Raw genomic sequence first — 20,797 nt, 5'->3', positions numbered from 1 at the left:
CTCATTGGAGCTTGAAGCGCGCCACCGACTGGCGCAGCGCCTCGGCGCTGATGGCGAGTTCCTGCACGCGCTGCGCGGTGGAGCGCGTGCCGGCCTCGGCCTGTTCGGTGACGGCGAAGATGTGCTGGATGTTGCCGGCCACCACCGCGGCCGACTGCGCCTGTGACAGGGCCTGCGCGGAGATGCGCGCGATGTGCGCCGACAGCTCGCGCGAGACGCGGTCGATGTCGGCCAGCGCGGCGCCGGCCGCGTCGGTGAGCTGGGTGCCGCGCACCACGCCCTGCGTGGTGCGCTCCATCGCCGCCATCGCGTCCTGGGTGTCGGCCTGGATGGCACGCACCAGCGCGGCGATCTGGCGCGTGGCGTCGGCCGAGCGCTCGGCCAGGCGCTGCACCTCCTGCGCCACCACCGAGAAGCCGCGGCCCGCCTCGCCGGCGCTGGCGGCCTGGATCGCGGCATTGAGCGCGAGCACGTTGGTCTGCTCGGTGATGCCGGAGATCAGCTCCGTGATCTCGCCGATCTCCTGCGAGCTCTCGCCCAGGCGCTTCAGGCGCTTGGCGCTGTCCTGGATCTGGTGGCGGATGGCGTCCATGCCGCGGATGCTGTCGTGCACCGCCGCCTGGCCGCGGTCGGCCGCCTGCAGCGAGGCCTGCGCCACCTCGGCGGTGTGCTGCGCCTGCGCCGACACGCCCTCGATGGCGCCGGCCAGGCCCAGCACCGACTCGCCCGTGTCGCGGATCTCGCGCAGCTGCGCCGTGGAGGCCTGCAGCAGCGCCGCGGAGGTCTGCTCGACCTCGGCCGTGGTGGCGGTCACGCGCGCGGCCGTGTCCTGCACCTGCACCACCAGCCGGCGCAGCTCCTCGACGGTGTAGTTGATGCTGTCGGCAATCGAGCCGGTGACGTCGTCCTCGCTGACGGTGGCCTGGCGCGTGAGGTCGCCCCCGGCCACGGCCTGCAGCTCGTTCATCAGGCGCAGGATCGCGTCCTGCGTGGCTTCGTTGCGGCGCTCTTCCTGGCGCCGGCGCGCCTCGGCCTCGCGGCGGCGCGTCTCGGCGCGCTGCGCGCGCTGCGCCTGGTCGTGCACGTAGGCGCGCACCAGCCCCGCGCCGCCGCCCAGCAGCGCCAGCGTGCCCGCGAGCATCAGCGCCTGCGCCACGCCGCCGAAGCCCGCGTGGCGCTCCAGCCGCTGCTGCAGGTCCTGCAGCCCGCGGCGCAGCGGCTCGCTGTCGAGCAGGATCTCCTGGCGCGCCGCGCGGGCCGCGGCCAGCGGCTGCAGCTGCTCCAGCACCACGCCGGTCTCGCGCCGCAGCCGCGCGTACAGGTCCAGCAGCTCGGCCAGCCGGGCGCGCGTGGCGGCGTCGCGCGCGGGCGCCAGGCGCAGCTGCGCATCGCCGTCGAGCAGGCCCTGCGCCAGCATGCGGAAGTCCTCCTGGTCCCGGCCGAGCTGCTGCAGCGCCTCGTGGCGCGTGTCCTCGGCGCTGAAGAACTCGATGGCGCTGCGCGGTATGCGCTGCGTGAGCATCACCAGCCGCCCGGCCGCCGCCACCCGCGCCGGCACGGCCTCGCGCTGCAGCTCCAGCGCGGCCACGGCCTCGGCCGTGTCCATCAGCCGCGCCGACAGGCCGCCGAGCACCTGCAGCGCCTGCGCCGCCTGCGTCAGCCGCGCCTGCTGCGCCAGCACGGCGCGGGCGTTCTTCTCGGCCAGCTCGGCCAGCAGCAGCAGCTGCGCCACCCGGGACTGCAGCTCTTCGGGCGCGGGCGCCAGGCCCGTGCCCCCGCGCAGGCCGCGCAGGTTGCGCGCTAGCACGGCGGCGCTGTCCTCGACCTCATCAAAGGCCGCCGGCCGCCCGGCCAGCGCCTGCGTCACCGACTTGGCCAGCCGCTGCGACTGCATCAGCGCCTGGCCGGTGGCCGCCATCTGCGCCGCGCCGCGCTCGGCGCGCTGCAGCGCCAGCATCGCGCCGGCCACCAGCGCCGCCGCGCCCGCGCCCAGCAGCAGCGCCATCAGCCGCTGGCGCCGCGCCATGGCGGACGCCCCGGCGTGCGGGCGGCGTCGCCGCGCCCGGCCGTGCGGGGCGGTGTCCGGGGCCATGTGGGCAGGGGCCGTGGGCGGCGCCGGCGGATGCACCGGCACCGTCGGCGCGAAAGGCGCCTGGGCAGGCCCGCCCGCCGCGGCGGCCCCGGCCGGGGTCTGGGTGGCCAGGACGCCGGCATCGCCCGGCACGGCCCAGGCCGCGCGCGTCCCGGCCAGGGACCGGAGCAGCGCGCGCCAGGTCACTGCCGCCCCCTCGCGCTGCGCGCGGTCCCCCCGCGGGGGACGGAGCGCGACCCTCGGAGCGGCCGTGCAGGCGCGCTCATGCAGCCCCCGGCAAGGGCTGCACGACGTTGAGGAAATGCATGTCGCGGGCCAGCGCCGCCAGGCGCAGCGCCTGCCAGTGGCGGCCCTGGTCGTCCAGGTAGAGATCGCCGGCAAAGGGCGGGCGCGCGGTGCCGGCGTCGGATGCCGTGGCAGCGCTTTCGTCAGGGGACAGCGGCAGCAGCTGCGCCGCGTTGCGCAGCCCGGCCAGCCGGTCCACGCGCAGCGCGCAGTGCAAGCCCAGCGCCGGGTTCAGCGCCACCAGGCGCGAGGCCGGCGCGTGCGGCGCGCCGGCGCCGCGCAGGCCCAGGAACACCGCCAGATCCACCACGCCGTGCAGGTGGCCGCGCAGGTTGAGCACGCCTTCGAACCAGGGCCGCGCGTGCGGCAGCGGCAGCAGCGGCTGGGCGTGCTCGACGATCTCGCCGGCCTCCTGCAGCGGCAGCAGCAGCCGCACGCCGGCAACCTCGGCCGCCAGCCAGGCCGGCGCCTGGCCCGCGGGCGCCTCGTGCAGCCGCTGCGCCAGGCGGGCCTGCAGCTCGCGCAGCAGCGTGTCCTTGCCGGCCATGGGGCGGGGCGGCGCGGGCACGCGAGGCTCAGCCCAGCGCCTGGATCTTGCGCAACAGCTCGGCGCCGTCCACGGGCTTGACCACGTAGTCGCGCGCGCCCTGGCGCATGCCCCAGACCTTGTCGGTCATCTGCCCCTTGCTGCTGCAGATGATCACGGGCAGGTCCGCGAAACGCTCGTCACGCGTGATGGTGCGCGTGAGCTGGAAGCCGTTGGCGCCGGGCAGCACCACGTCCATCAGGATCAGGTCGGGCTTTTCCTCGGCCAGGCTGGAGAGCGCCTGCTGCCCGTTCTCGGCCGTGCGCACGCTGTAGCCGGCCTGGCGCAGCAGCTCGCTGATGTGCTGCAGCTCGGTGCGGGAATCGTCCACCAGCAGGATCTTGTGAATCGGCATCGGGAGTCCTTGGGCCGCGCGGAAAAGGTGATGAAGAAGGACGCGCGGCAACACCGTACGGTAACGCCTTCAGCCGCCGCCCGGTCCGTGGCGCGCCACGGCCTGCAACAGCTGGTCCTTCGTGAAAGGCTTGGTCAGGTGGTCCTGCGCCCCGGCCAGGCGGGCCCGGGCGCGGTCGAAGAGCCCGTCCTTGGAGGTGAGCATGACCACCGGGACCTGCGCGAAGCGGGGGTTGCGCCGCAGCAGCGCGCAGGTCTGGTAGCCGTCCAGGCGCGGCATGAGGATGTCGCAGAAGATGATCGCCGGCTCGAACTCGTCGATGAGCGCCAGCGCGTCGAAGCCGTCCTCGGCCAGCAGCACCTCGTGGCCGCCCTGGTGCAGGAAGATCTCGGCACTGCGGCGGATGGTGTGGCTGTCGTCGATGACCAGCACCTTCAGCGGCGCGGCCGCGGCGGTGTCGGTGGCCGCCGGGAGATCCAGCGTGGAGGCCGGGACGGTGTCTGCGTCGATCATGGATGCCTTGGCCACGGTGGACGGGCCGCGTCCCGGGACGCCATCGGCCCGGGCGCGGAATCAGGCGCAGATCAGAGCTGCACCATCTCGAAGTCTTCCTTGCGCGCGCCGCACTCGGGGCAGGTCCAGTTCATGGGCACGTCTTCCCAGCGCGTGCCAGGGGCGATGTCGTGCTCGGGGTCGCCGGCGGCTTCGTCGTAGATCCAGCCGCAGATGAGGCACATCCAGGTTCGGGGTTCGCTCACTTGGTATTGTCAATCACTACAATCGACGGGCATTGTAGCCACGCCCTCCCGGCCTTCCACGCAGCGCCGCGCCTGGGCGAACATGCCTCTTTTCACAGTCCTGCGCCACGCGCGGCGCGCTCGCGCCGGCGCAGTGCCGCAGGACCTTCAGGACCACCCATGACCTCCGATCCCAATCCCGCCGCCGTCGCCGACGAAGCGGCGCAGGAAGCGCCTGCGCCGGCCTGCGTGATGAGCTTCAACGCCGCCGACGCCAGCGGCGCGGGCGGCGTGGCCGGCGACGTGGCCACCATCGCCGCCATGGGCGCGCACGCGCTGCCCGTGACCACCGCCATCCTCATGCGCGACACCGCCGAGGTCTTCGACCACCACGAGCTCGACGCCGAGGTCGTCGTCGAGCAGGCGCGCTCCATCCTGGAGGACGTGACCATCTCGGCCTGGAAGGTCGGCTTCCTGGGCTCGGCCGAGGTCGTCGCGGCGGTGGCGGAGATCCTCTCCGACTACCCCGACGTGCCGCTGGTGGCCTACATGCCCAGCCTCTCCTGGATCGAGCAGGAGGACCAGCGCGAGCCCTACCTCGACGCCTTCCGCGAGCTGATCCTGCCCGCCACGGAGGTGCTCGTGGGCGGCCACCAGACGCTCACCGACTTCCTGCTGCCCGACTGGGACAGCGAGCGCCCGCCTTCGGCGCGCGAGCTGGCCGTGGCCGCGGCCGAGCACGGCACGCGCTTCGTGCTGGTCACGGGCGTGCACCTGCAGTCGCGCGGCGGCGAGCAGTTCCTCGACAACGTGCTGGCCTCGCCGCAGGCCGCGCTCACGGGCGAGAAGTTCGAGCGCTTCGACACCGCCTTCGTCGGCGCGGGCGACACCCTCTCCGCGGCGCTGGCCTCGCTGCTGGCCGCCGACACCGAGCTGCAGGCCGCCGTGGGCGAGGCCCTGGCCTTCCTCGACCAGAGCCTGGACGCGGGCTTCCGCCCCGGCATGGGCAACGTCGTCCCGGACCGCTTCTTCTGGGCGCTGCCGCCCGAAGAGGAAGGCGCCGAGGGCGAGCCCGCCGCGCCCGAGGCCGCCGCACCTGCCGCCGACAACAACAAGGGATCCCGTCGTGTCCACTGAGAGCACCGCAACCACCACCAACGCCCAGCTCTTCGAGCGCGCCCAGGCCGTCATCCCCGGCGGCGTGAACTCGCCCGTGCGCGCCTTCCGCGCCGTGGGCGGCACGCCGCGCTTCATCCGCAGCGCGCAAGGCGCCTACATGGTCGATGCGGAAGGCCAGCGCTACATCGACTACATCGGCTCCTGGGGCCCGATGATCCTGGGCCACGGCCACCCGGCCGTGCTCGAAGCCGTGCAGCGCGCCGCGAACGAGGGCTTCAGCTACGGCGCCCCGACCGAGCGCGAGGTCGAGCTGGTCGAGGCCATCATCGAGCAGGTGCCCAGCGTCGAGCAGCTGCGCCTGGTGAGCTCCGGCACCGAGGCGGCGATGAGCGCCATCCGCCTGGCGCGCGGCGCCACGGGCCGCTCGCTGCTGGTCAAGTTTGAAGGCTGCTACCACGGCCATGCCGATGCGCTGCTGGTCAAGGCCGGCTCGGGCCTGGCCACCTTTGGCCACCCCACCAGCGCCGGCGTGCCCGCCGAGGTGGTGCAGCACACCATGGTGCTCGAATACAACAACGTCGAGCAGCTCGAAGAGGCCTTCGCGCTGCAGGGCGCGGACATCGCCTGCGTGATGGTCGAGCCCATCGCCGGCAACATGAACTTCGTGCGCGCCAGCGTGCCGTTCATGACGCGGCTGCGCGAGCTGTGCACGCAGCACGGCGCGCTGCTGGTGCTCGACGAGGTGATGAGCGGCTTCCGCGTCGCGCTGGGCAGCGCGCAGTCGATCTACGCGAAATTGATTCCCGGCTTCAGGCCGGACGTGAGCGTGTTCGGCAAGGTCATCGGCGGCGGCATGCCGCTGGCGGCCTTCGGCGCCAGCCGCGCCGTGATGCAGCACCTCGCGCCGCTGGGCCCGGTCTACCAGGCCGGCACCCTCAGCGGCAACCCGGTGGCCACCGCCTGCGGCCTGGCCACGCTGCGCGAGATCTCGAAGCCCGGCTTCTTCGAGGCGCTGGGCGCCAAGACGCGGCGCCTGGTGGACGGCCTGGAGGCCGCGGGCCGCGAGGCCGGCGTGCCGCTGGTGGGCGACTGCGAGGGCGGCATGTTCGGCTTCTTCTTCGCCGGCGAACTGCCGCAGAACTACAAGACCGTGATGGCCGGCGGCAGCGAGCGCTTCAACCGCTTCTTCCACGCCATGCTGGACCGCGGCGTGTACCTGGCGCCGGCGATGTACGAGGCCGGCTTCGTCAGCGCCGCGCACAGCGACGCCGACATCGACGCCACGCTGGAAGCGGCGCACGCGGCCCTGCGCACGCTGTGAGTTCCGAAGCCGGGCCGCCTTCGGCCCGGCACCTAAAATCGGCCGGATGCACATTCACATCCTGGGCATCTGCGGCACCTTCATGGGCGGCCTGGCGGCGCTGGCGCGCGAGGCCGGGCACCGCGTCACCGGCTGCGACGCCAACGTCTACCCGCCCATGAGCGACCAGCTGCGCGCCCTGGGCATCGAGCTGATCGAGGGCTTCAGTCCGGACCAGCTCGCGCTCCAGCCCGACGTCTTCGTCATCGGCAACGTGGTCAGCCGCGGCAACGCGCTGATGGAGGCGATCCTCGACGCCGGGCTGCCCTACACCAGCGGCCCGCAGTGGCTGGCGCAGGAGGTGCTGCAGGGGCGCCACGTGCTGGCCGTGGCCGGCACGCACGGCAAGACCACCACCACCTCGATGCTGGCCTGGATCCTGGAGCACGCTGGGCTGCAGCCGGGTTTCCTGGTCGGCGGCGTGCCGATGAACTTCGGCGTCTCGGCGCGGCTCGGTGCCGGCAAGAGCTTCGTGATCGAGGCCGACGAGTACGACACCGCCTTCTTCGACAAGCGCAGCAAGTTCGTGCACTACCGCCCGCGCACGGCCGTGCTCAACAACCTCGAGTTCGACCACGCCGACATCTTCCCGGACCTGGCCGCCATCGAGACCCAGTTCCACCACCTCGTGCGCACCGTGCCGGCTTCGGGGCGGCTGGTGGTCAACGCGCGCGAGGAGGCGCTGCAGCGGGTGCTGACGCGCGGCTGCTGGAGCGAGGTGCAGCGCTTCGGCACGCGCAAGGAGGAGCCCGGCGCGCTGCGCGCCCGTGGCGAGCCGCATGCCTTCGACGTGCTGCGCGGCAGCCTGAAGATCGCGCGCGTGGAGTGGGGGCTGCTCGGCGAACACAACCAGCTCAACGCGCTGGCGGCGCTGGCCGCGGCCGAGCACGTGGGCGTGGCACCGGAGGTGGCGGCCGCGGCGCTGGGCAGCTTCGAGAACGTGCGCCGGCGCCTGGAGCTGCGCGGCGAGGCCGGCGGCGTGAAGGTCTACGACGACTTCGCGCACCACCCCACCGCGCTGCGCACCACCGTCAACGGGCTGCGCCGGCGCGTCGGGCTGCAGCGCATCCTGGCCGTGTTCGAGCCGCGCTCCAACACCATGAAGCTCGGCACCATGAAGGCGCAGCTGCCCTGGGCACTCGAAGAGGCCGACCTGAGCTTCTGCCACAGCGGCGGCCTGGGCTGGAACGCGGCCGAGGCGCTGGCGCCGATGGGCGAGCAGGCCGTGGTCAGCGACGACATCGACGCGCTGGTGCGGGCCGTGGTCAAGGCCGCGCAACCCGGCGACCACGTGCTGTGCATGAGCAACGGCAGCTTCGGCGGCATCCACGACAAGCTGCTGCAGGCGCTGGCGAAGAAGGCCTGACGGGCATGGACGCGCCCGCGCCCGCTGCCCCGGCGGCCGCTCCCGAATCCCCCCTGACCCACCTGCTCTACCTGCACGGCTTCCGCTCCTCGCCGCGCTCCTTCAAGGCGCAGCGCATGGCGGCGTGGATGCAGGCGCACCGGCCGGAGGTGCACTGGTGGTGCCCCCAGCTGCCGCCCTCGCCGCGCGAGGCCGTGCAGGGGCTGCTGCAAGGCACGGCCGACTGGCCGCGCGAGACCATGGCCGTGGTCGGCAGCTCGCTGGGCGGCTTCTACGCCACGGTGCTGGCCGAGCGCCTGGGCTGCCGCGCCGTGCTCATCAACCCGGCGGTGGAGCCGGCGCGCGACCTCGCCAGGTACATCGGCGAGCAGACGGCGTTTCACGATCCGGACGAGCATTTCTTCTTCCGGGCCGAGTTCGTGGACGAGCTGCGCGCGCTGCACCCGGCCGTGCTGACGCGGCCCGGACGCTACCTGGCCTTCATCGCCACCGGCGACGAGGTGCTGGACTGGCGTGAGATGGCCGCGCGCCATGCGCAATGCCGGCTGGAGATCATCGAGGGCAGCGACCACGCGCTGTCGGACTTCGACGCGCACCTGCCGCGCCTGCTGGCTTTCCTGGGCCTGGACAAGGCCCGCTCCTGAGGGGCGCGCCACGGCGCGGCGCGCACCCGGGCAGCCGGGGCGTTTTCAGGGGAACATTGATTGCCCGCAAGGCCGCTGCAGTTCCGGCCCGCCAGGGCTTTCCACCCGACCCGGCCCGTCCCTGGAGGACGCCAGCCGTGTGGCACCATGGATGCGCGCGCATCGGTCTTGCGCACGCGGCATGGGGGCCGCGCGGCGGCCGGCGCCGTCTCTCTTCCTGGAGCTCGACTCATGCGTTTGAAAGACAAGATCTGCATCGTCACCGGCGCCGCGCAGGGCATCGGACTGGCCACGGCGCAGAAGTTCTGCGCCGAGGGCGCCGTGGTGGTGGTGTGCGACATCAAGGCCGAGGCGGTGGAGCTGGCCGTGGCGCAATGCCGCAACGCCGGCGGGCGCGCCGAGGGGCACGTCGTCAACGTCACCGACCGGGCGCAGATCGACGCCATGGTCGCGGCCGTGAAGCACAAGCACGGGCGCATCGACGTGCTGGTCAACAACGCCGGCATCACCAAGGACGCGCGGCTGCAGAAGATGACGCTGGAGCAGTTCGACGCCGTCATCGATGTCAACCTGCGCGGCGTGTTCCATTGCTCGCAGGCGGTGGCCGACACGATGGTGGCGCAGGGCAGCGGCGTGATCCTCAACGCCTCCAGCGTGGTGGGGCTGTACGGCAATTTCGGCCAGACCAACTACGCCGCGAGCAAGTTCGGCGTCATCGGCTTCACCAAGACCTGGTCGCGCGAGCTGGGTCCCAAGGGCGTGCGCGTCAACGCGGTGGCGCCGGGCTTCATCCAGACGCCGATCCTGGAGACCATTCCCGACAAGGTCATCGACCAGCTCGTGGCGCAGGTGCCGCTGGGCCGCCTGGGCAAGCCCGAGGAGATCGCCAACACCTATGCCTTCCTGGCCAGCGACGAGGCCAGCTACATCAACGGCGTGGTGATCGAGGTCGGCGGCGGCCTCACGGTCTGAAGCGCGCCATGACCTGAAGGGCGACATCCCGGCGCGGCGGCCCCGCCGGCCGCTGCGGCGACAATAGCGCGGATGTACGCCCTGTTCGATGAAGCCGGCAAGTTCCTCGCCGGCCGTGTGATGTCCGAAGCCGAGAGCTCGCTGCAGGTGGAGCTCGACTCCGGCAAGCGCGTCAAGGTCAAGGCCGCCAACGTGCTGCTGAAGTTCGACAAGCCCGCCCCGGCCGAGCTGATGGCGCGCGCCCAGGCCATCGCCCCCGAGATCGATCTCGACCTGGCCTGGGAATTCGCCCCGGAAGGCGAGTTCGGCTTCGCGGCGCTGGCGCGCGACTATTTCAGCGTCGACGCCTCGCTGGAGCAGCAGGTGGCGGCGCTGTTGCGCCTGTACGAGGCGCCGCACTATTTCCGCCGCGCCGGCAAGGGCCTTTTCAAGAAGGCGCCCGAAGAGATCGTCAAGGCCGCGCTGCTGGGCATTGAGCGCAAGAAGCAGCTCGCCGCGCAGATCGAAGGCTGGGCCGCCGAGCTCGTGGCCGGCAGCTGCCCGGCGCCGATCCGCGAGCAGCTCTACAAGATCCTGTTCCGCCCGGACAAGAACGCGCCCGAATACAAGGCCGTGGTCGATGCCGCCAAGCAGGCGCAGCGCGCGCCGCTGGACCTGCTCAAGGCCGCGGGCGCCATCAGCAGCCCCTACCAGTTCCACTGGCGGCGCTTCCTGTTCGAGCAGTTCCCCAAGGGCACCGGCTTCCCGGCGCTGCAGGCACCGGCCATCAGGGAAGAGCTGCCGCTGTCTCCGGTGGCGGCGTTTTCCATCGACGACTCGGCCACGACCGAGATCGACGATGCGCTGTCGGTGCAGGGCCTGGGGACCGGCACGGTCGTCTTCGGCGTGCACATCGCGGCGCCGGGTCTGGCGATCCAACCCGAGTCGCCGGTGGACAAGGTGGCGCGGGACCGGCTCTCCACGGTCTACATGCCGGGCTGGAAGGTCACGATGCTGCCCGACGACGTGGTGCAGGCCTACACGCTCACCGAAGGGCGCGACTGCCCGGCGGTGAGCCTGTACGTCACGCTCGACGAGGCCACGCTGGAAGTGCGCGGGCGCGAGACGAAGCTGGAGCGCGTGCCGATCGCGCGCAACCTGCGCCACGACCAGCTCGACGACGTCATCACCGAGGCCAGCCTCAGCGGCGAGGCGCCGGCCGACTACGCCTTCGCGCCGGAGCTGGCCTTCGCCTTCCGGCTGGCGAAGCACCTGAAGGCGCAGCGCGAGGTGGCGCGCGGCAAGCCCGAGAACTTCAACCGCCCGGACTACAACTTCCGGCTGCTCGACAACGAGGGCGAGCCCGTCGGCGAGGAGACGGTGCAGATCACCACGCGCCGCCGCGGCGCGCCGCTGGACCTGATCGTGTCGGAGGCCATGATCCTGGCCAACAGCAGCTGGGGCGGCTGGCTCGCCGAGTGCGGCGTGCCGGGCATCTACCGCAGCCAGGCCAGCCTGGCGCCGGGCATCAAGGTGCGCATGGGCGTCAAGCCCGCGCCGCACGCGGGCATGGGCGTGGCGCAGTACACCTGGGCCACGTCACCGCTGCGGCGCTACGTGGACCTGGTCAACCAGTGGCAGATCATTGCCTGCGCGCGCCACGGCCGCACCGCGCCGCTGTCCGCGCCCTTCAAGCCCAAGGACGCCAGCCTCTTCTCCATCATCTCGGGCTTCGACGCCGCCTACGGCGCCTACAACGACTTCCAGCACGGCATCGAGCGCTTCTGGACGCTGCGCTGGCTGCAGCAGAACGGCGTGACGGAGCTGGATGCGGCCGTGCTCAAGGACGGGCTGGTGCGCGCTGACACGCTGCCGCTGGTGTTCCGCGCCCTGGGCTGCGAGGGCCTGCCGCGCGGCGCGCACGTGCGCGTGCGCGTCACCGGTTGCGACCTGCTGACGCTGGACCTGCATGCCAGCCTGGCCGCGCGCCTGGACGACGCTGCGCCAGCCGAGGCGCTGGCCGAGCCCGAAGGCGAGTCCGGGGAGGAGGAGGAAGAAGCCAGCGGCCCGCTGGCGCTGGCCATCGACGTGGCCGACGCCGACGACACCCCCGCGGCGGCGGCTGCCGAGCCGCCCGCGCCCGCCGCCTGACGCCAGGGGCACGGGGGGGCCATGCGTGCGCTGCGAATGCCGGCGCTGAGCCCGCTGCAGTGGGCGCTGGCGCTGTCGGTGGCGCTGCATGCGGCGCTGCTGGGGCTGCGCTGGGCCGATCCGCAGTCCTTCGACCGGCTGTTCCGCGACGCGCCGCTGGAGGTGGTGCTGGTCAATGCCCAGGCGCAGCAGCCGCCGAAGAAGGCGCAGGCGCTGGCGCAGCACACCCTGGCCGGCGGCGGCGATGCGGAAGCCGGGCGCGCCACGTCGCCGCTGCCGGCCGCGGCGCTGGAGGCGCCGGGCGAGTCCAGCGAGGACGCGCAGCGCCAGATCGAGCAGTTGCAGCAGCAACAGCAGCAGATGCTGGCTCAGCTGCGCCAGGCGCTGGCGCAGCTGCCCCCGCCCGACCCCGGCCGCGACGCCGGCCAGCCCCGCGCCCAGGAGCAGGAGGAGCGCCGGCGCCAGCTGCTGCGCCAGCTCGCCGAGATCGAGCGCCGCGTCAACGAGGAAAACGCCCGCCCGCGCAAGCGCTACGTGAGCCCGGCCACGCGCGAGGTGCCCTACGCGCGCTACTACGACGCGCTGCGCCGGCGCATCGAGGCGCGCGGCACGGCCGACTTCCCCACGCTGCAGGGCCGCAAGCTCTACGGCGAGCTGACCATGGGCATCACCGTGGACGCGCGCGGCCGCGTGCTCGACACGCAGGTGCTCAAGGCCTCCGGCCAGCCGGTGCTCGACCGCCGCGCCCAGGCCATCGTGCAGGCCGCCGCGCCCTACGGCGCCTTCGGGCCGGAACTGCGCGCGCAGGCCGACCTGCTCGTCATCACCGCGCGCTTCCGCTTCACGCGCGAGGACGGCGTGGAGGCCATCCCGCTGGCCACGCCCTGAACCCCTTCACTTCCACCGCCCCGCCATGACCGACCTCGACCGCTACGCCGTCTTCGGCCACCCCGTGCAGCACAGCCTGTCGCCGCAGATCCACCAGGCCTTTGCCGAGCAGACCGGGCAGCGCCTGGCCTACGCGCGGCTGTGGGCGCCGCTGGACGGCTTCGAGGCCGTGCTGCGCGCCTTCGTGGCCGGCGGCGGGCGCGGCGCCAACGTGACGGTGCCCTTCAAGTTCGAGGCGCTGCGCCTGGCCACGCGGCGCAGCGCGCGCGCGGAGCTGGCGCAGGCGGCCAACGTGCTGAGCTTCGACGGCGAGGAGATCCACGCCGACAACAGCGACGGTGTCGGGCTGGTGCGCGACATCGAGGCCAATGCCGGCTGCGCGCTGGCCGGGCGGCGCGTGCTGCTCATTGGCGCGGGCGGCGCGGGCGCGGGCGTGCTGGGGCCGCTGCTGGAAGCGGCACCGGCGGAGCTGACGCTGGTCAACCGCACCGACGAGCGCGCGCAGGACCTGGTGCTGCGCCACGACGAGCTGGCGCGCGGCTGCGGCGTGCGGCTGCGCACGGCCAGCCTGCACGCGCCGGGGACGGCCTTCGACGTGGTCATCAACGCCAGCGCCAGCAGCCTCGAGGGCGCCACGGCCTCGCCGGTGGCCGAGACGGTGCTGCGCCCGGGCACGCTGGCGGTGGACCTGATGTACGGCCCCAAGGCACAGCCTTTCCTGGACTGGGCACAGCGCCACGGCGCGCAGCCGCGCGACGGCCTGGGCATGCTGGTGGAGCAGGCCGCGGAAGCCTTCGCCGCCTGGCGCGGCGTGCGGCCGCAGACAGCACCGGTGCTGGCGGCGCTGCGCGCGCTCAAGGGCTGAGACACGGGAGGCGCGCATGGGCGTGGTGTCTCCCCCTTCCCTGCAGGCAACGCGCGCGGGCCCCAGGAGCGGCGCGCTGCGCCAGCTGGCGCGGCTGCTGGCGCTGACGCTGCTGTGCGTGCTGGCGCTGCAGCTCTACTTCGTGGGCCGCGTGGCGCTGATGCGCTTCGTCGATCCGGCCTCCACCGCCTTCGAGCGCAGCGAGGCCTGGCGGCTGCTGCGCGACAAGGGCCGCATCGACTGGGCCCAGCAGTGGGTGGACGACGCGCGCATCTCGCCCCACCTCAAGCGCGCCGTGATCGCCAGCGAGGACGCCGGCTTCGTCCAGCACGGCGGCGTGGAATGGGACGCGATCGAGAAGGCCTGGGACAAGAACCAGCGCGCGCTGGCGCGCGTGGAGCGGCTCAACGAGCAGGCCAGCCGCCGCGCCGTCGCGCGCGGGCGCGAGCCGCCGGCCGGTGCCGTGCCCAAGGTGATCGGGGGCTCGACCATCACGCAGCAGCTGGCCAAGAACCTGTTCCTCGACGGCGAGCGCACGCTGCTGCGCAAGGGCCAGGAACTCGTCATCACGCTGGCGCTGGAGGGGCTGCTGGACAAGCGCCGCATCCTGGAGATCTATCTGAACCACGTCGAATGGGGCGAGGGCGTGTTCGGCGCGCAGGCCGCGGCGCGGCACTACTTCCGCGTCGATGCCGCCCAGCTGAACCTGGGGCAGTCGGCGCGGCTGGCGGTGATGCTGCCGGCCCCGAAGCGCTTCGAGCAGCGGCCCGGCTCGCCCTACGTGGTGTCGCGCGCCGCCACCATCGCCGCGCGCGCCGGCGCGGTGCAATTGCCCTGAACCTGGAGCGCGGCATCCGGGTTGCACCGGCACGGGCTCACCGTTACCCCCCTGGAATGGATCGCATGGCTACTTCCCTGAGCGCCGAACTCGCTGCCGCCGCCGCCCGGCTGGTGGTGGAGGAAGGCATGGAATACGGCGCGGCCAAGAAGCGCGCCGTGCGCGACCTGGGCCGCGGCCGCGGCACCGAGCTGCCCAGCAACGAGATGGTGGAGGAGCAGGTGCGCGAGTACCTGCAGGTCTTCCACGCCGACACCCAGCCGCAGGAGCTGGCGGCGTTGCGCCGGCTGGCGCTGCGCTGGATGCGGCGGCTGGCGGAGTTCCGCCCGCACCTCTCGGGCGCGGCCTGGCGCGGCACGGCCACGCGGCTGTCGAACCTGCACCTGGACCTGTACTGCGACGACCCGAAGTCGGCCGAGATCGGGATGCTCAACCAGGGCATCGACTACGAGCTCGCCGGCCAGCAGCCGCGCGGCCCGGGCCAGGAGCCCTACGACGTGCTCAGCGTCGCCAGCCGCAGCGAGGAACTCGGCGAGGTGGTGACGCTGTTCCTGCACGTGCGCGACCTCGACGAGCTGCGCGGCGCGCTCAAGCCGGACGCCACCGGCCGCACCTGGCGCGGCGACGCCGCCGCGCTGCAGCGGCTGCTGGACGCCGAAGAAGGCGAAGACCGGGGCGGCGGCGCATGAGGCGCCGGCTGGTGTTGACGACCGCCGTGGCGGCTGCCGCGGCCGGTGCGGGCGTGGCCTGGTGGCGGCTGCGGCCGCACGGCGCGGTGGTGCCCGACGCGCTGTGGCAACTGGCGCTGGAACGTCCACAGGGCGGTGAGCTGGCCCTGGCCGCGCTGCGCGGTCAACCGTTGCTGCTGAACTTCTGGGCCACCTGGTGCCCGCCCTGTGTCAAGGAAATGCCGGTGCTGGACCGCTTCAGCCGCGACTTCGCGGCGCGCGGCGGCCGGGTGCTGGGCCTGGCCATCGACCAGCCGGCGCCGGTGCGCGACTTCCTGCGCCAGCGGCCAGTGGGCTACGACATCGCGCTGGCGGGGCTGGCGGGCAGCGACCTGATGCGCCAGCTCGGCAACCAGGCCGGCGTGCTGCCCTTCACGGTGCTGATCGACGCCGCGGGCGCCATCCGCCAGCAGCACGCCGGCGAGATCACGGCGCAGCAGCTTGTGCGCTGGGCAGCCGGCCTGAGCTGACACCGGCCGCCCGGCCGGTTGCGGCCGTAACGGCAGCCTTCCGCGCCCTGGCCTTTCCTTGAGCCGTCTCAACGGAGCTGCGTGCCGATTTTTTGGGAACCTGCCGGCAACCGCAGGCAAAACGCGTAAAGTTCGGCCCTTTGCTTTCCCGGCCCGGCGCCCAGCCGCGCCGTGAAAGGCGTCCGACAGGATCGCGGCAGTTACATCCTGTAAGCTCAGGAGCGTGACGAAGCCGCCGGATGGCGGACGTTGACGACGAACCCATGCACGAAGAAGGTGCGACGGCATGCGACATCCGCGTAGCCGCCACCGAGCGCCCTGGAGAAGCTGATGGACCTGCGCAAGCTCAAGACCTTGATCGACCTCGTGTCGGAATCGAACATCTCCGAGCTGGAGATCACGGAAGCCGACGGCAAGGTCCGCATCGTCAAGGCCGATCCGCTTGCCGCCGCAGGCGCCGTGGCGGCGCCGGCGGCGCCGGTGCTGCAACAGGCCGCGCCGGTGCAACTGGCCGCCGCGCCTGCGGCGGTGGCGCCGCAAGCGGCGCCGGCCGCGGCCGAAGCCACCGGCCACGTCGTGAAGTCGCCCATGGTGGGCACGCTCTACCGCTCGTCGAGCCCGGGCGCCAAGCCGTTCGCCGACGTGGGCCAGGCCGTCAAGGAAGGCGACACGATCTGCATCATCGAGGCCATGAAGATCATGAACGAGATCGAGGCCGACAAGACCGGCACCATCACGCAGGTGCTGTGCGAGAACGGCCAGGCCGTCGAGTACGGCCAGCCGCTGTTCATCATCGAGTGATCCGGCTCCCACGGCCCGGGCGGCACGGCCGCCGTTCGGGCTGAGCCCGTGTCCGGAACCCGCAGCGCGCGGGAAAAGGATTCACCGGACCGGCTCTTGGAGCCCAAGCGAAAACGGGGCAAGCCCCTCCCGCCGCAATACAGCCCTGCCCCGGGCGCGCGGCGGCTGCGGAGAAAGCAGCATGTTCAAAAAAATACTGATCGCCAACCGCGGCGAGATCGCCCTGCGCATCCAGCGCGCCTGCCGCGAACTGGGCGTGAAGTCGGTGGTGGTGTATTCCGAAGCCGACCGTGACGCCAAGTACGTGCGCCTGGCCGACGAGGCCGTGTGCATCGGCCCGGCGCCGTCGTCGCAGAGCTACCTCAACATGCCGGCCATCATCTCCACCGCGGAGGTGACGGATGCCGAGGCCATCCACCCCGGCTACGGCTTCCTGTCGGAGAACGCCAACTTCGCCGAGCGCGTGGAGAAGAGCGGCTTCACCTTCATCGGCCCGACGCCGGAGTCGATCCGGATCATGGGCGACAAGGTCGCGGCCAAGCAGGCCATGATCAAGTCGGGCGTGCCGTGCGTGCCGGGCTCCGAAGGCGCGCTGCCCGACGATCCGAAGGAGATCATCCGCATCGCGCGTGCCATCGGCTACCCCGTCATCATCAAGGCTGCCGGCGGCGGCGGCGGGCGCGGCATGCGCGTGGTGCACACCGAGGCGGCGCTGGTGCACGCGGTGCAGACCACGCGCCAGGAAGCGGGCGCGGCCTTCGGCAACCCGGCCGTGTACATGGAGAAGTTCCTGGAGAACCCGCGCCACGTGGAGATCCAGGTGATGGCCGACGAGCACCGCAATGCCGTGTGGCTGGGCGAGCGCGACTGCTCGATGCAGCGGCGCCACCAGAAGATCATCGAGGAGGCGCCGGCGCCGGGCATCCCGCGCCGGCTCATCGACCGCGTGGGCGACCGCTGCGCCGCCGCGTGCAAGAAGATCGGCTACCGCGGCGCGGGCACCTTCGAGTTCCTGTACGAGAACGGCGAGTTCTACTTCATCGAGATGAACACGCGCGTGCAGGTGGAGCATCCGGTGACGGAGCTGGTCAGCGGCATCGACATCGTGCAGATGCAGATCCGCGTGGCCGCCGGCGAGAAGCTGCCCTTCACGCAGCGCCAGGTGCAGATGCGAGGCCATGCCATCGAGTGCCGCATCAATGCCGAGGACGCCTACAAGTTCACGCCCTCTCCCGGGCGCATCACGATGTGGCACCCGCCGGGCGGCCCGGGCGTGCGCGTGGACTCGCATGCCTACACGAACTACTTCGTGCCCTCGCACTACGACTCGATGATCGGCAAGATCATCGTCTACGGCGACACGCGCGAGCAGGCGCTGGCGCGCATGCGCACGGCGCTCGACGAGACCGTGGTCGAAGGCATCCAGACCAACATCCCGCTGCACCGCGAGCTGATGCTCGACGCCAACTTCATCGAAGGCGGCACCAGCATCCACTACCTGGAAGGCTGGCTGGCGCAGCGCAAGCGCTGACCAAGGAAAGGGTTGTCAATCATGTTCGAGCTGGTGCTGCGCGCGCCGGAGGCACTGGTGGAGCCGGTGTCCGAGGCGCTGATGGAAGAGCTCGACGCCCTGTCGGTGTCGGTGGAGGACGCCGACGTCGATACCGAGGCCGAGCAGGCGCTCTTCGGCGAGCCGGGCATGCCCGCGCCCAAGCCGGGCTGGCAGCGCTCCACGCTCAAGGCGCTGTTCGAGCAGGAGGCGCAGGCCACCGAGGCCGCCGCGCTGCTGCTGGCGCAGCCGCAATGGGCAGGCGCGCTGCAGGTGCAGGCGCTGCAGGCCGTGGCCGACCAGGACTGGGTGCGGCTGACGCAGTCGCAGTTCGCGCCGGTGGAGATCACGCCCGAGTTCTGGATCGTGCCGAGCTGGCACGAGGCGCCGGCGCAGGCGCAGGCCGTGATCCGGCTCGACCCGGGGCTGGCCTTCGGCACCGGCACGCACCCCACCACGCGCATGTGCCTGCGCTGGACCGCGCGGCAACCGGCCGAGCGCCGCGCGCGCTGGCAGCGCGTGCTCGACTACGGCTGCGGGTCGGGCATCCTGGCCATCGGCGCGGCGCTGCACGGCGCGCGGGACATCGATGCCGTGGACATCGACCCGGCCGCGGTGCAGGCCACGCTGGACAACGCGCAGGCCAACGGCGTGCAGCTTCGCGCCGGGCTGCCCGACCTGGTGCAGGGCCAGTATCCGCTGGTGCTGGCCAACATCCTGGCCACGCCGCTGAAGCTGCTGGCGCCACTGCTGGCCGGCCACGTGGCGCCCGGCGGCGACCTGGTGCTTGCGGGCATCCTGGAGCGCCAGGCCGACGAGCTCAAGGCCGCCTATGCGCCCTGGTGTGCGCTGGAAGTCAGCGACCAGGAAGACGGCTGGATCCTGATGACGGCGCGCCTGCCCGGCGAGGATGCCTGAGCCGTCCATGAACCAGGCCGCGCGCTGCCCCAACTGCCGCACGGTCTTCAAGGTCCAGCCGCAGCAGTTGCAGGCTTCGGGCGGCTGGGCCCGCTGCGGCCAGTGCGGCGAGGTGTTCAACGCGCTGCAGGCGCTGGTGGCCGTGCCGCCGGTGCCGCCGCCCGTGCCGGCCGCCGCGGCGCGCCCCGCGGCCAGCCCCCGGCCCGGCGCGCCGCTGGACGGCCATCCGCCGCCGGTGTCCGCGCTGTACCGGCGCGCCGAGCCGGGCTCCGCGCCGGTGCGGCCCGAAGCCGTGGCGCAGCCTGTCCCGGCGCCGGCTCCTGTCCCGACTCCTGCGCCTGCGCCTGTTGCGACCCCGGCGCCGGTCGCGGCACCACGCCAGGTGCCCGTGCCCGCGCCCGCGCCCGCGCCGCTGCCGCCGGCAGCGCCGGTGGATGCGCCGGCATCGGTTTTCCCGGCGCCTTTCCCGCCGCCGCCGGCCGCGGTCGAAGCGCCGGCCGTGGCGCCGGCTGCCGAGCCCATGCCGGCCGTCGCCGCCGCGGCGCCGGCGGCCCCGGCCACGGCGCCCGCGCTGGGACAAGTTTCCTTCCTGCAAACCCCGCCGCCGCCGCGCGGGACCACCGATGCGCAGCGCACCTGGTGGGCCGCGGCCGCGACGCTGCTGGTGCTCACCGCGCTGCTGCAGGCGCTGCTGATCGCCCGCCCTTACCTGAGCGCGCGCTTTCCGGCGGCGCGTCCGCTGCTGCAGCCGCTGTGCGCGCTGGTGCGCTGCAATGCCGAGGCCGCGCCGCGGCACCTGGCGGCATTGGCCGTGGAAAGCAGCGCGCTGGCGCGGCTGTCGGGCGAGGGCCAGCGCTACCGGCTGTCGCTGGTGCTGCGCAACCGCGACACGCAGGCGCTGCGCTGGCCGGCCATCGACCTGAAGCTCACCGACGCGCAGGGCGTGCTGCTGGTGCGCAAGGTGCTGCGCGTGCGCGATCTGGGCGCCACCACCGCGGCGCTGCCCGCCGGCCAGGAGCAGCCGCTGCAGGCGGTGCTGGACGTGGGCGAGCAGCCCGTGGCCGGCTACTCGGTCGAACTCTTCTATCCCTGAAACCTCACGGAGCCCCCATGCCTGTTCTCGTCTGCGGCTCGTTGGCCTTCGACACCATCACCACCTTTCCCGGGCGCTTCGCGCAGCAGATCCTCCCTGAGCAGGTGCACATCCTGAACGTGTCGTTCCTGGTGCCGACGCTGCGGCGCGAGTTCGGCGGCTGCGCGGGCAACATCGCCTACACGCTCAAGGCGCTGGGCGGCGAGCCGGTGGTGGCCGCGGCGCTGGGCAGCGATGGCGGCCCGTACCTGCAGCGGCTGCGTGAGCTGGCCATCGACACCTCCTGCGTGCGCGTGGAAGCCGAGAGCTACACGGCGCAGGCGATGATCATCACCGACACCGACAACAACCAGATCACGGCCTTCCATCCCGGCGCGATGCAGCAGGCGCACCTGATCGACGTGCCCGCGCGCAGCGACCTGGCGCTGGGCATCGTGGCCCCGGACGGCCGCGAGGCCATGCTGCGCCACGCCGCGCAGCTGCACGAGCGCGGCATTCCCTTCGTGTTCGATCCGGGCCAGGGCCTGCCCATGTTCGACGGCGAGGCGCTGCGCGGCTTCATCGCGCAGGCCAGCTGGGTCGCGGTCAACGACTACGAGGGCCGCATGCTGTGCGAGCGCACCGGCGAGAGCCTGGAGCAGATCTCGCAGCGGCCGCACCTGCGCGGCGTGATCGTCACGCTGGGCGCGCAGGGCTGCGAGGTCTGGGTGCAGGGCCAGCGCACGCTGGTGCCGGGCGTGCCGGCCGAGCGCGTGGTCGATCCCACGGGCTGCGGCGACGCCTTCCGCGGCGGGCTGCTCTACGGACTGGAGCGCGGCTGGGCGCTGGAGCGCTGCGTCGAGCTGGGCAACCGCATGGGCGCGCTCAAGATCGCGCAGGCCGGTCCGCAGAACCACCGCGTGGAGCGCATCGCGGATTGACGCGCGCGCGACGCCATCGGGCGTCGGCTGCATCGGACTTCAAGCCACGGCGCCCTGCCCTCGCAAGGAGGCCGGGCGCCT

General features: G+C 72.7%; 21 protein-coding genes. 16 read left to right on the top strand and 5 right to left on the bottom strand.

All coding sequences use genetic code 11. The annotated features are described in order from the left end of the window. Position 1 precedes the first annotated feature (1 nt). The 5 genes from FJ694_RS00965 to FJ694_RS00945 all read right to left on the bottom strand — a co-directional run bounded on the left by FJ694_RS00965 (position 2) and on the right by FJ694_RS00945 (position 4,055). Positions 2 to 2,092, bottom strand: a complete 2,091-nt coding sequence (locus FJ694_RS00965; RefSeq protein ID WP_157263541.1) for a methyl-accepting chemotaxis protein — start codon at positions 2,090 to 2,092, stop codon at positions 2 to 4. A gap of 262 nt (positions 2,093 to 2,354) precedes the next feature. Next, a complete protein-coding gene (locus FJ694_RS00960; RefSeq protein WP_310735023.1) occupies positions 2,355 to 2,945 on the bottom strand; it encodes a chemotaxis protein CheW in 591 nt (196 codons plus the stop codon). Positions 2,946 to 2,952: 7 nt separating this feature from the next. Then, positions 2,953 to 3,318: a response regulator gene (locus tag FJ694_RS00955; protein WP_157263540.1), complete on the bottom strand. Its 366-nt coding sequence runs from the start codon at positions 3,316 to 3,318 to the stop codon at positions 2,953 to 2,955. A gap of 69 nt (positions 3,319 to 3,387) precedes the next feature. Further along, a complete protein-coding gene (locus FJ694_RS00950; protein ID WP_157263539.1) occupies positions 3,388 to 3,831 on the bottom strand; it encodes a response regulator in 444 nt (147 codons plus the stop codon). A 71-nt stretch (positions 3,832 to 3,902) separates the two neighbouring features. Beyond that, positions 3,903 to 4,055: a rubredoxin gene (locus FJ694_RS00945; RefSeq protein WP_066336931.1), complete on the bottom strand. Its 153-nt coding sequence runs from the start codon at positions 4,053 to 4,055 to the stop codon at positions 3,903 to 3,905. A gap of 180 nt (positions 4,056 to 4,235) precedes the next feature. Here FJ694_RS00945 and thiD point away from each other — a divergent pair, with 180 nt between their 5' ends. The 16 genes from thiD to FJ694_RS00865 all read left to right on the top strand — a co-directional run bounded on the left by thiD (position 4,236) and on the right by FJ694_RS00865 (position 20,716). Continuing rightward, positions 4,236 to 5,192 carry a bifunctional hydroxymethylpyrimidine kinase/phosphomethylpyrimidine kinase gene (gene thiD, locus FJ694_RS00940; protein WP_157263538.1) on the top strand — a complete coding sequence of 319 codons (957 nt, stop codon included), beginning with the start codon at positions 4,236 to 4,238 and terminating at the stop codon, positions 5,190 to 5,192. Then, the gene (gene hemL / locus FJ694_RS00935; protein ID WP_157263537.1) at positions 5,182 to 6,495 is read left to right on the top strand and encodes a glutamate-1-semialdehyde 2,1-aminomutase; all 1,314 of its coding nucleotides are present in this window, start codon (positions 5,182 to 5,184) and stop codon (positions 6,493 to 6,495) included. The genes thiD and hemL overlap by 11 nt, the downstream gene beginning before the upstream one ends. 46 nt (positions 6,496 to 6,541) lie before the next feature. Then, positions 6,542 to 7,900: a UDP-N-acetylmuramate:L-alanyl-gamma-D-glutamyl-meso-diaminopimelate ligase gene (gene mpl, locus FJ694_RS00930; protein ID WP_157263536.1), complete on the top strand. Its 1,359-nt coding sequence runs from the start codon at positions 6,542 to 6,544 to the stop codon at positions 7,898 to 7,900. 5 nt (positions 7,901 to 7,905) lie between these two features. Further along, on the top strand, positions 7,906 to 8,544 hold the full coding sequence (locus FJ694_RS00925) for a YqiA/YcfP family alpha/beta fold hydrolase (RefSeq protein ID WP_157263535.1): 639 nt from the start codon (positions 7,906 to 7,908) through the stop codon (positions 8,542 to 8,544). Positions 8,545 to 8,775: 231 nt separating this feature from the next. Next, positions 8,776 to 9,516 carry a 3-oxoacyl-ACP reductase FabG gene (fabG, locus tag FJ694_RS00920; RefSeq protein ID WP_157263534.1) on the top strand — a complete coding sequence of 247 codons (741 nt, stop codon included), beginning with the start codon at positions 8,776 to 8,778 and terminating at the stop codon, positions 9,514 to 9,516. Positions 9,517 to 9,588: 72 nt separating this feature from the next. Next, positions 9,589 to 11,646 (top strand): ribonuclease catalytic domain-containing protein, encoded by a 2,058-nt coding sequence (locus tag FJ694_RS00915; RefSeq protein ID WP_157263533.1) that lies wholly within the window; start codon positions 9,589 to 9,591, stop codon positions 11,644 to 11,646. A 30-nt stretch (positions 11,647 to 11,676) separates the two neighbouring features. Then, positions 11,677 to 12,534 carry an energy transducer TonB family protein gene (locus FJ694_RS00910; protein ID WP_157263833.1) on the top strand — a complete coding sequence of 286 codons (858 nt, stop codon included), beginning with the start codon at positions 11,677 to 11,679 and terminating at the stop codon, positions 12,532 to 12,534. A 25-nt stretch (positions 12,535 to 12,559) separates the two neighbouring features. Further along, entirely contained in the window at positions 12,560 to 13,399 is an 840-nt protein-coding gene (aroE, locus tag FJ694_RS00905; RefSeq protein WP_157263532.1) for a shikimate dehydrogenase, read from the top strand. A gap of 76 nt (positions 13,400 to 13,475) precedes the next feature. Next, the gene (locus FJ694_RS00900) at positions 13,476 to 14,237 is read left to right on the top strand and encodes a transglycosylase domain-containing protein (RefSeq protein WP_375140188.1); all 762 of its coding nucleotides are present in this window, start codon (positions 13,476 to 13,478) and stop codon (positions 14,235 to 14,237) included. Between the two features lie 65 nt (positions 14,238 to 14,302). Beyond that, complete coding sequence (locus tag FJ694_RS00895) at positions 14,303 to 14,926, top strand: hypothetical protein (RefSeq protein WP_157263530.1); 624 nt, start codon at positions 14,303 to 14,305, stop codon at positions 14,924 to 14,926. Positions 14,927 to 14,937: 11 nt separating this feature from the next. Beyond that, positions 14,938 to 15,435, top strand: coding sequence for a TlpA disulfide reductase family protein (locus FJ694_RS00890; protein ID WP_232539831.1), 498 nt, complete (start codon positions 14,938 to 14,940; stop codon positions 15,433 to 15,435). A gap of 330 nt (positions 15,436 to 15,765) precedes the next feature. Continuing rightward, positions 15,766 to 16,236, top strand: coding sequence for an acetyl-CoA carboxylase biotin carboxyl carrier protein (gene accB / locus FJ694_RS00885; RefSeq protein ID WP_157263528.1), 471 nt, complete (start codon positions 15,766 to 15,768; stop codon positions 16,234 to 16,236). A gap of 181 nt (positions 16,237 to 16,417) precedes the next feature. Next, positions 16,418 to 17,767, top strand: a complete 1,350-nt coding sequence (accC, locus tag FJ694_RS00880; RefSeq protein ID WP_157263527.1) for an acetyl-CoA carboxylase biotin carboxylase subunit — start codon at positions 16,418 to 16,420, stop codon at positions 17,765 to 17,767. Between the two features lie 21 nt (positions 17,768 to 17,788). Further along, positions 17,789 to 18,703, top strand: a complete 915-nt coding sequence (prmA, locus tag FJ694_RS00875) for a 50S ribosomal protein L11 methyltransferase (protein ID WP_157263526.1) — start codon at positions 17,789 to 17,791, stop codon at positions 18,701 to 18,703. Positions 18,704 to 18,710: 7 nt separating this feature from the next. Continuing rightward, the gene (locus FJ694_RS00870) at positions 18,711 to 19,796 is read left to right on the top strand and encodes a zinc-ribbon and DUF3426 domain-containing protein (RefSeq protein WP_198320680.1); all 1,086 of its coding nucleotides are present in this window, start codon (positions 18,711 to 18,713) and stop codon (positions 19,794 to 19,796) included. Positions 19,797 to 19,813: 17 nt separating this feature from the next. Then, positions 19,814 to 20,716, top strand: a complete 903-nt coding sequence (locus FJ694_RS00865; protein WP_157263524.1) for a carbohydrate kinase family protein — start codon at positions 19,814 to 19,816, stop codon at positions 20,714 to 20,716. Positions 20,717 to 20,797 lie beyond the last annotated feature (81 nt).

Source organism: Azohydromonas aeria, assembly GCF_009760915.1.
GTDB classification, from domain to species: domain Bacteria; phylum Pseudomonadota; class Gammaproteobacteria; order Burkholderiales; family Burkholderiaceae_C; genus Azohydromonas; species Azohydromonas aeria.
The sequence above is the reverse complement of the archived record's forward strand: the minus strand, read 5'-3'. Positions and strand labels throughout refer to the sequence as shown.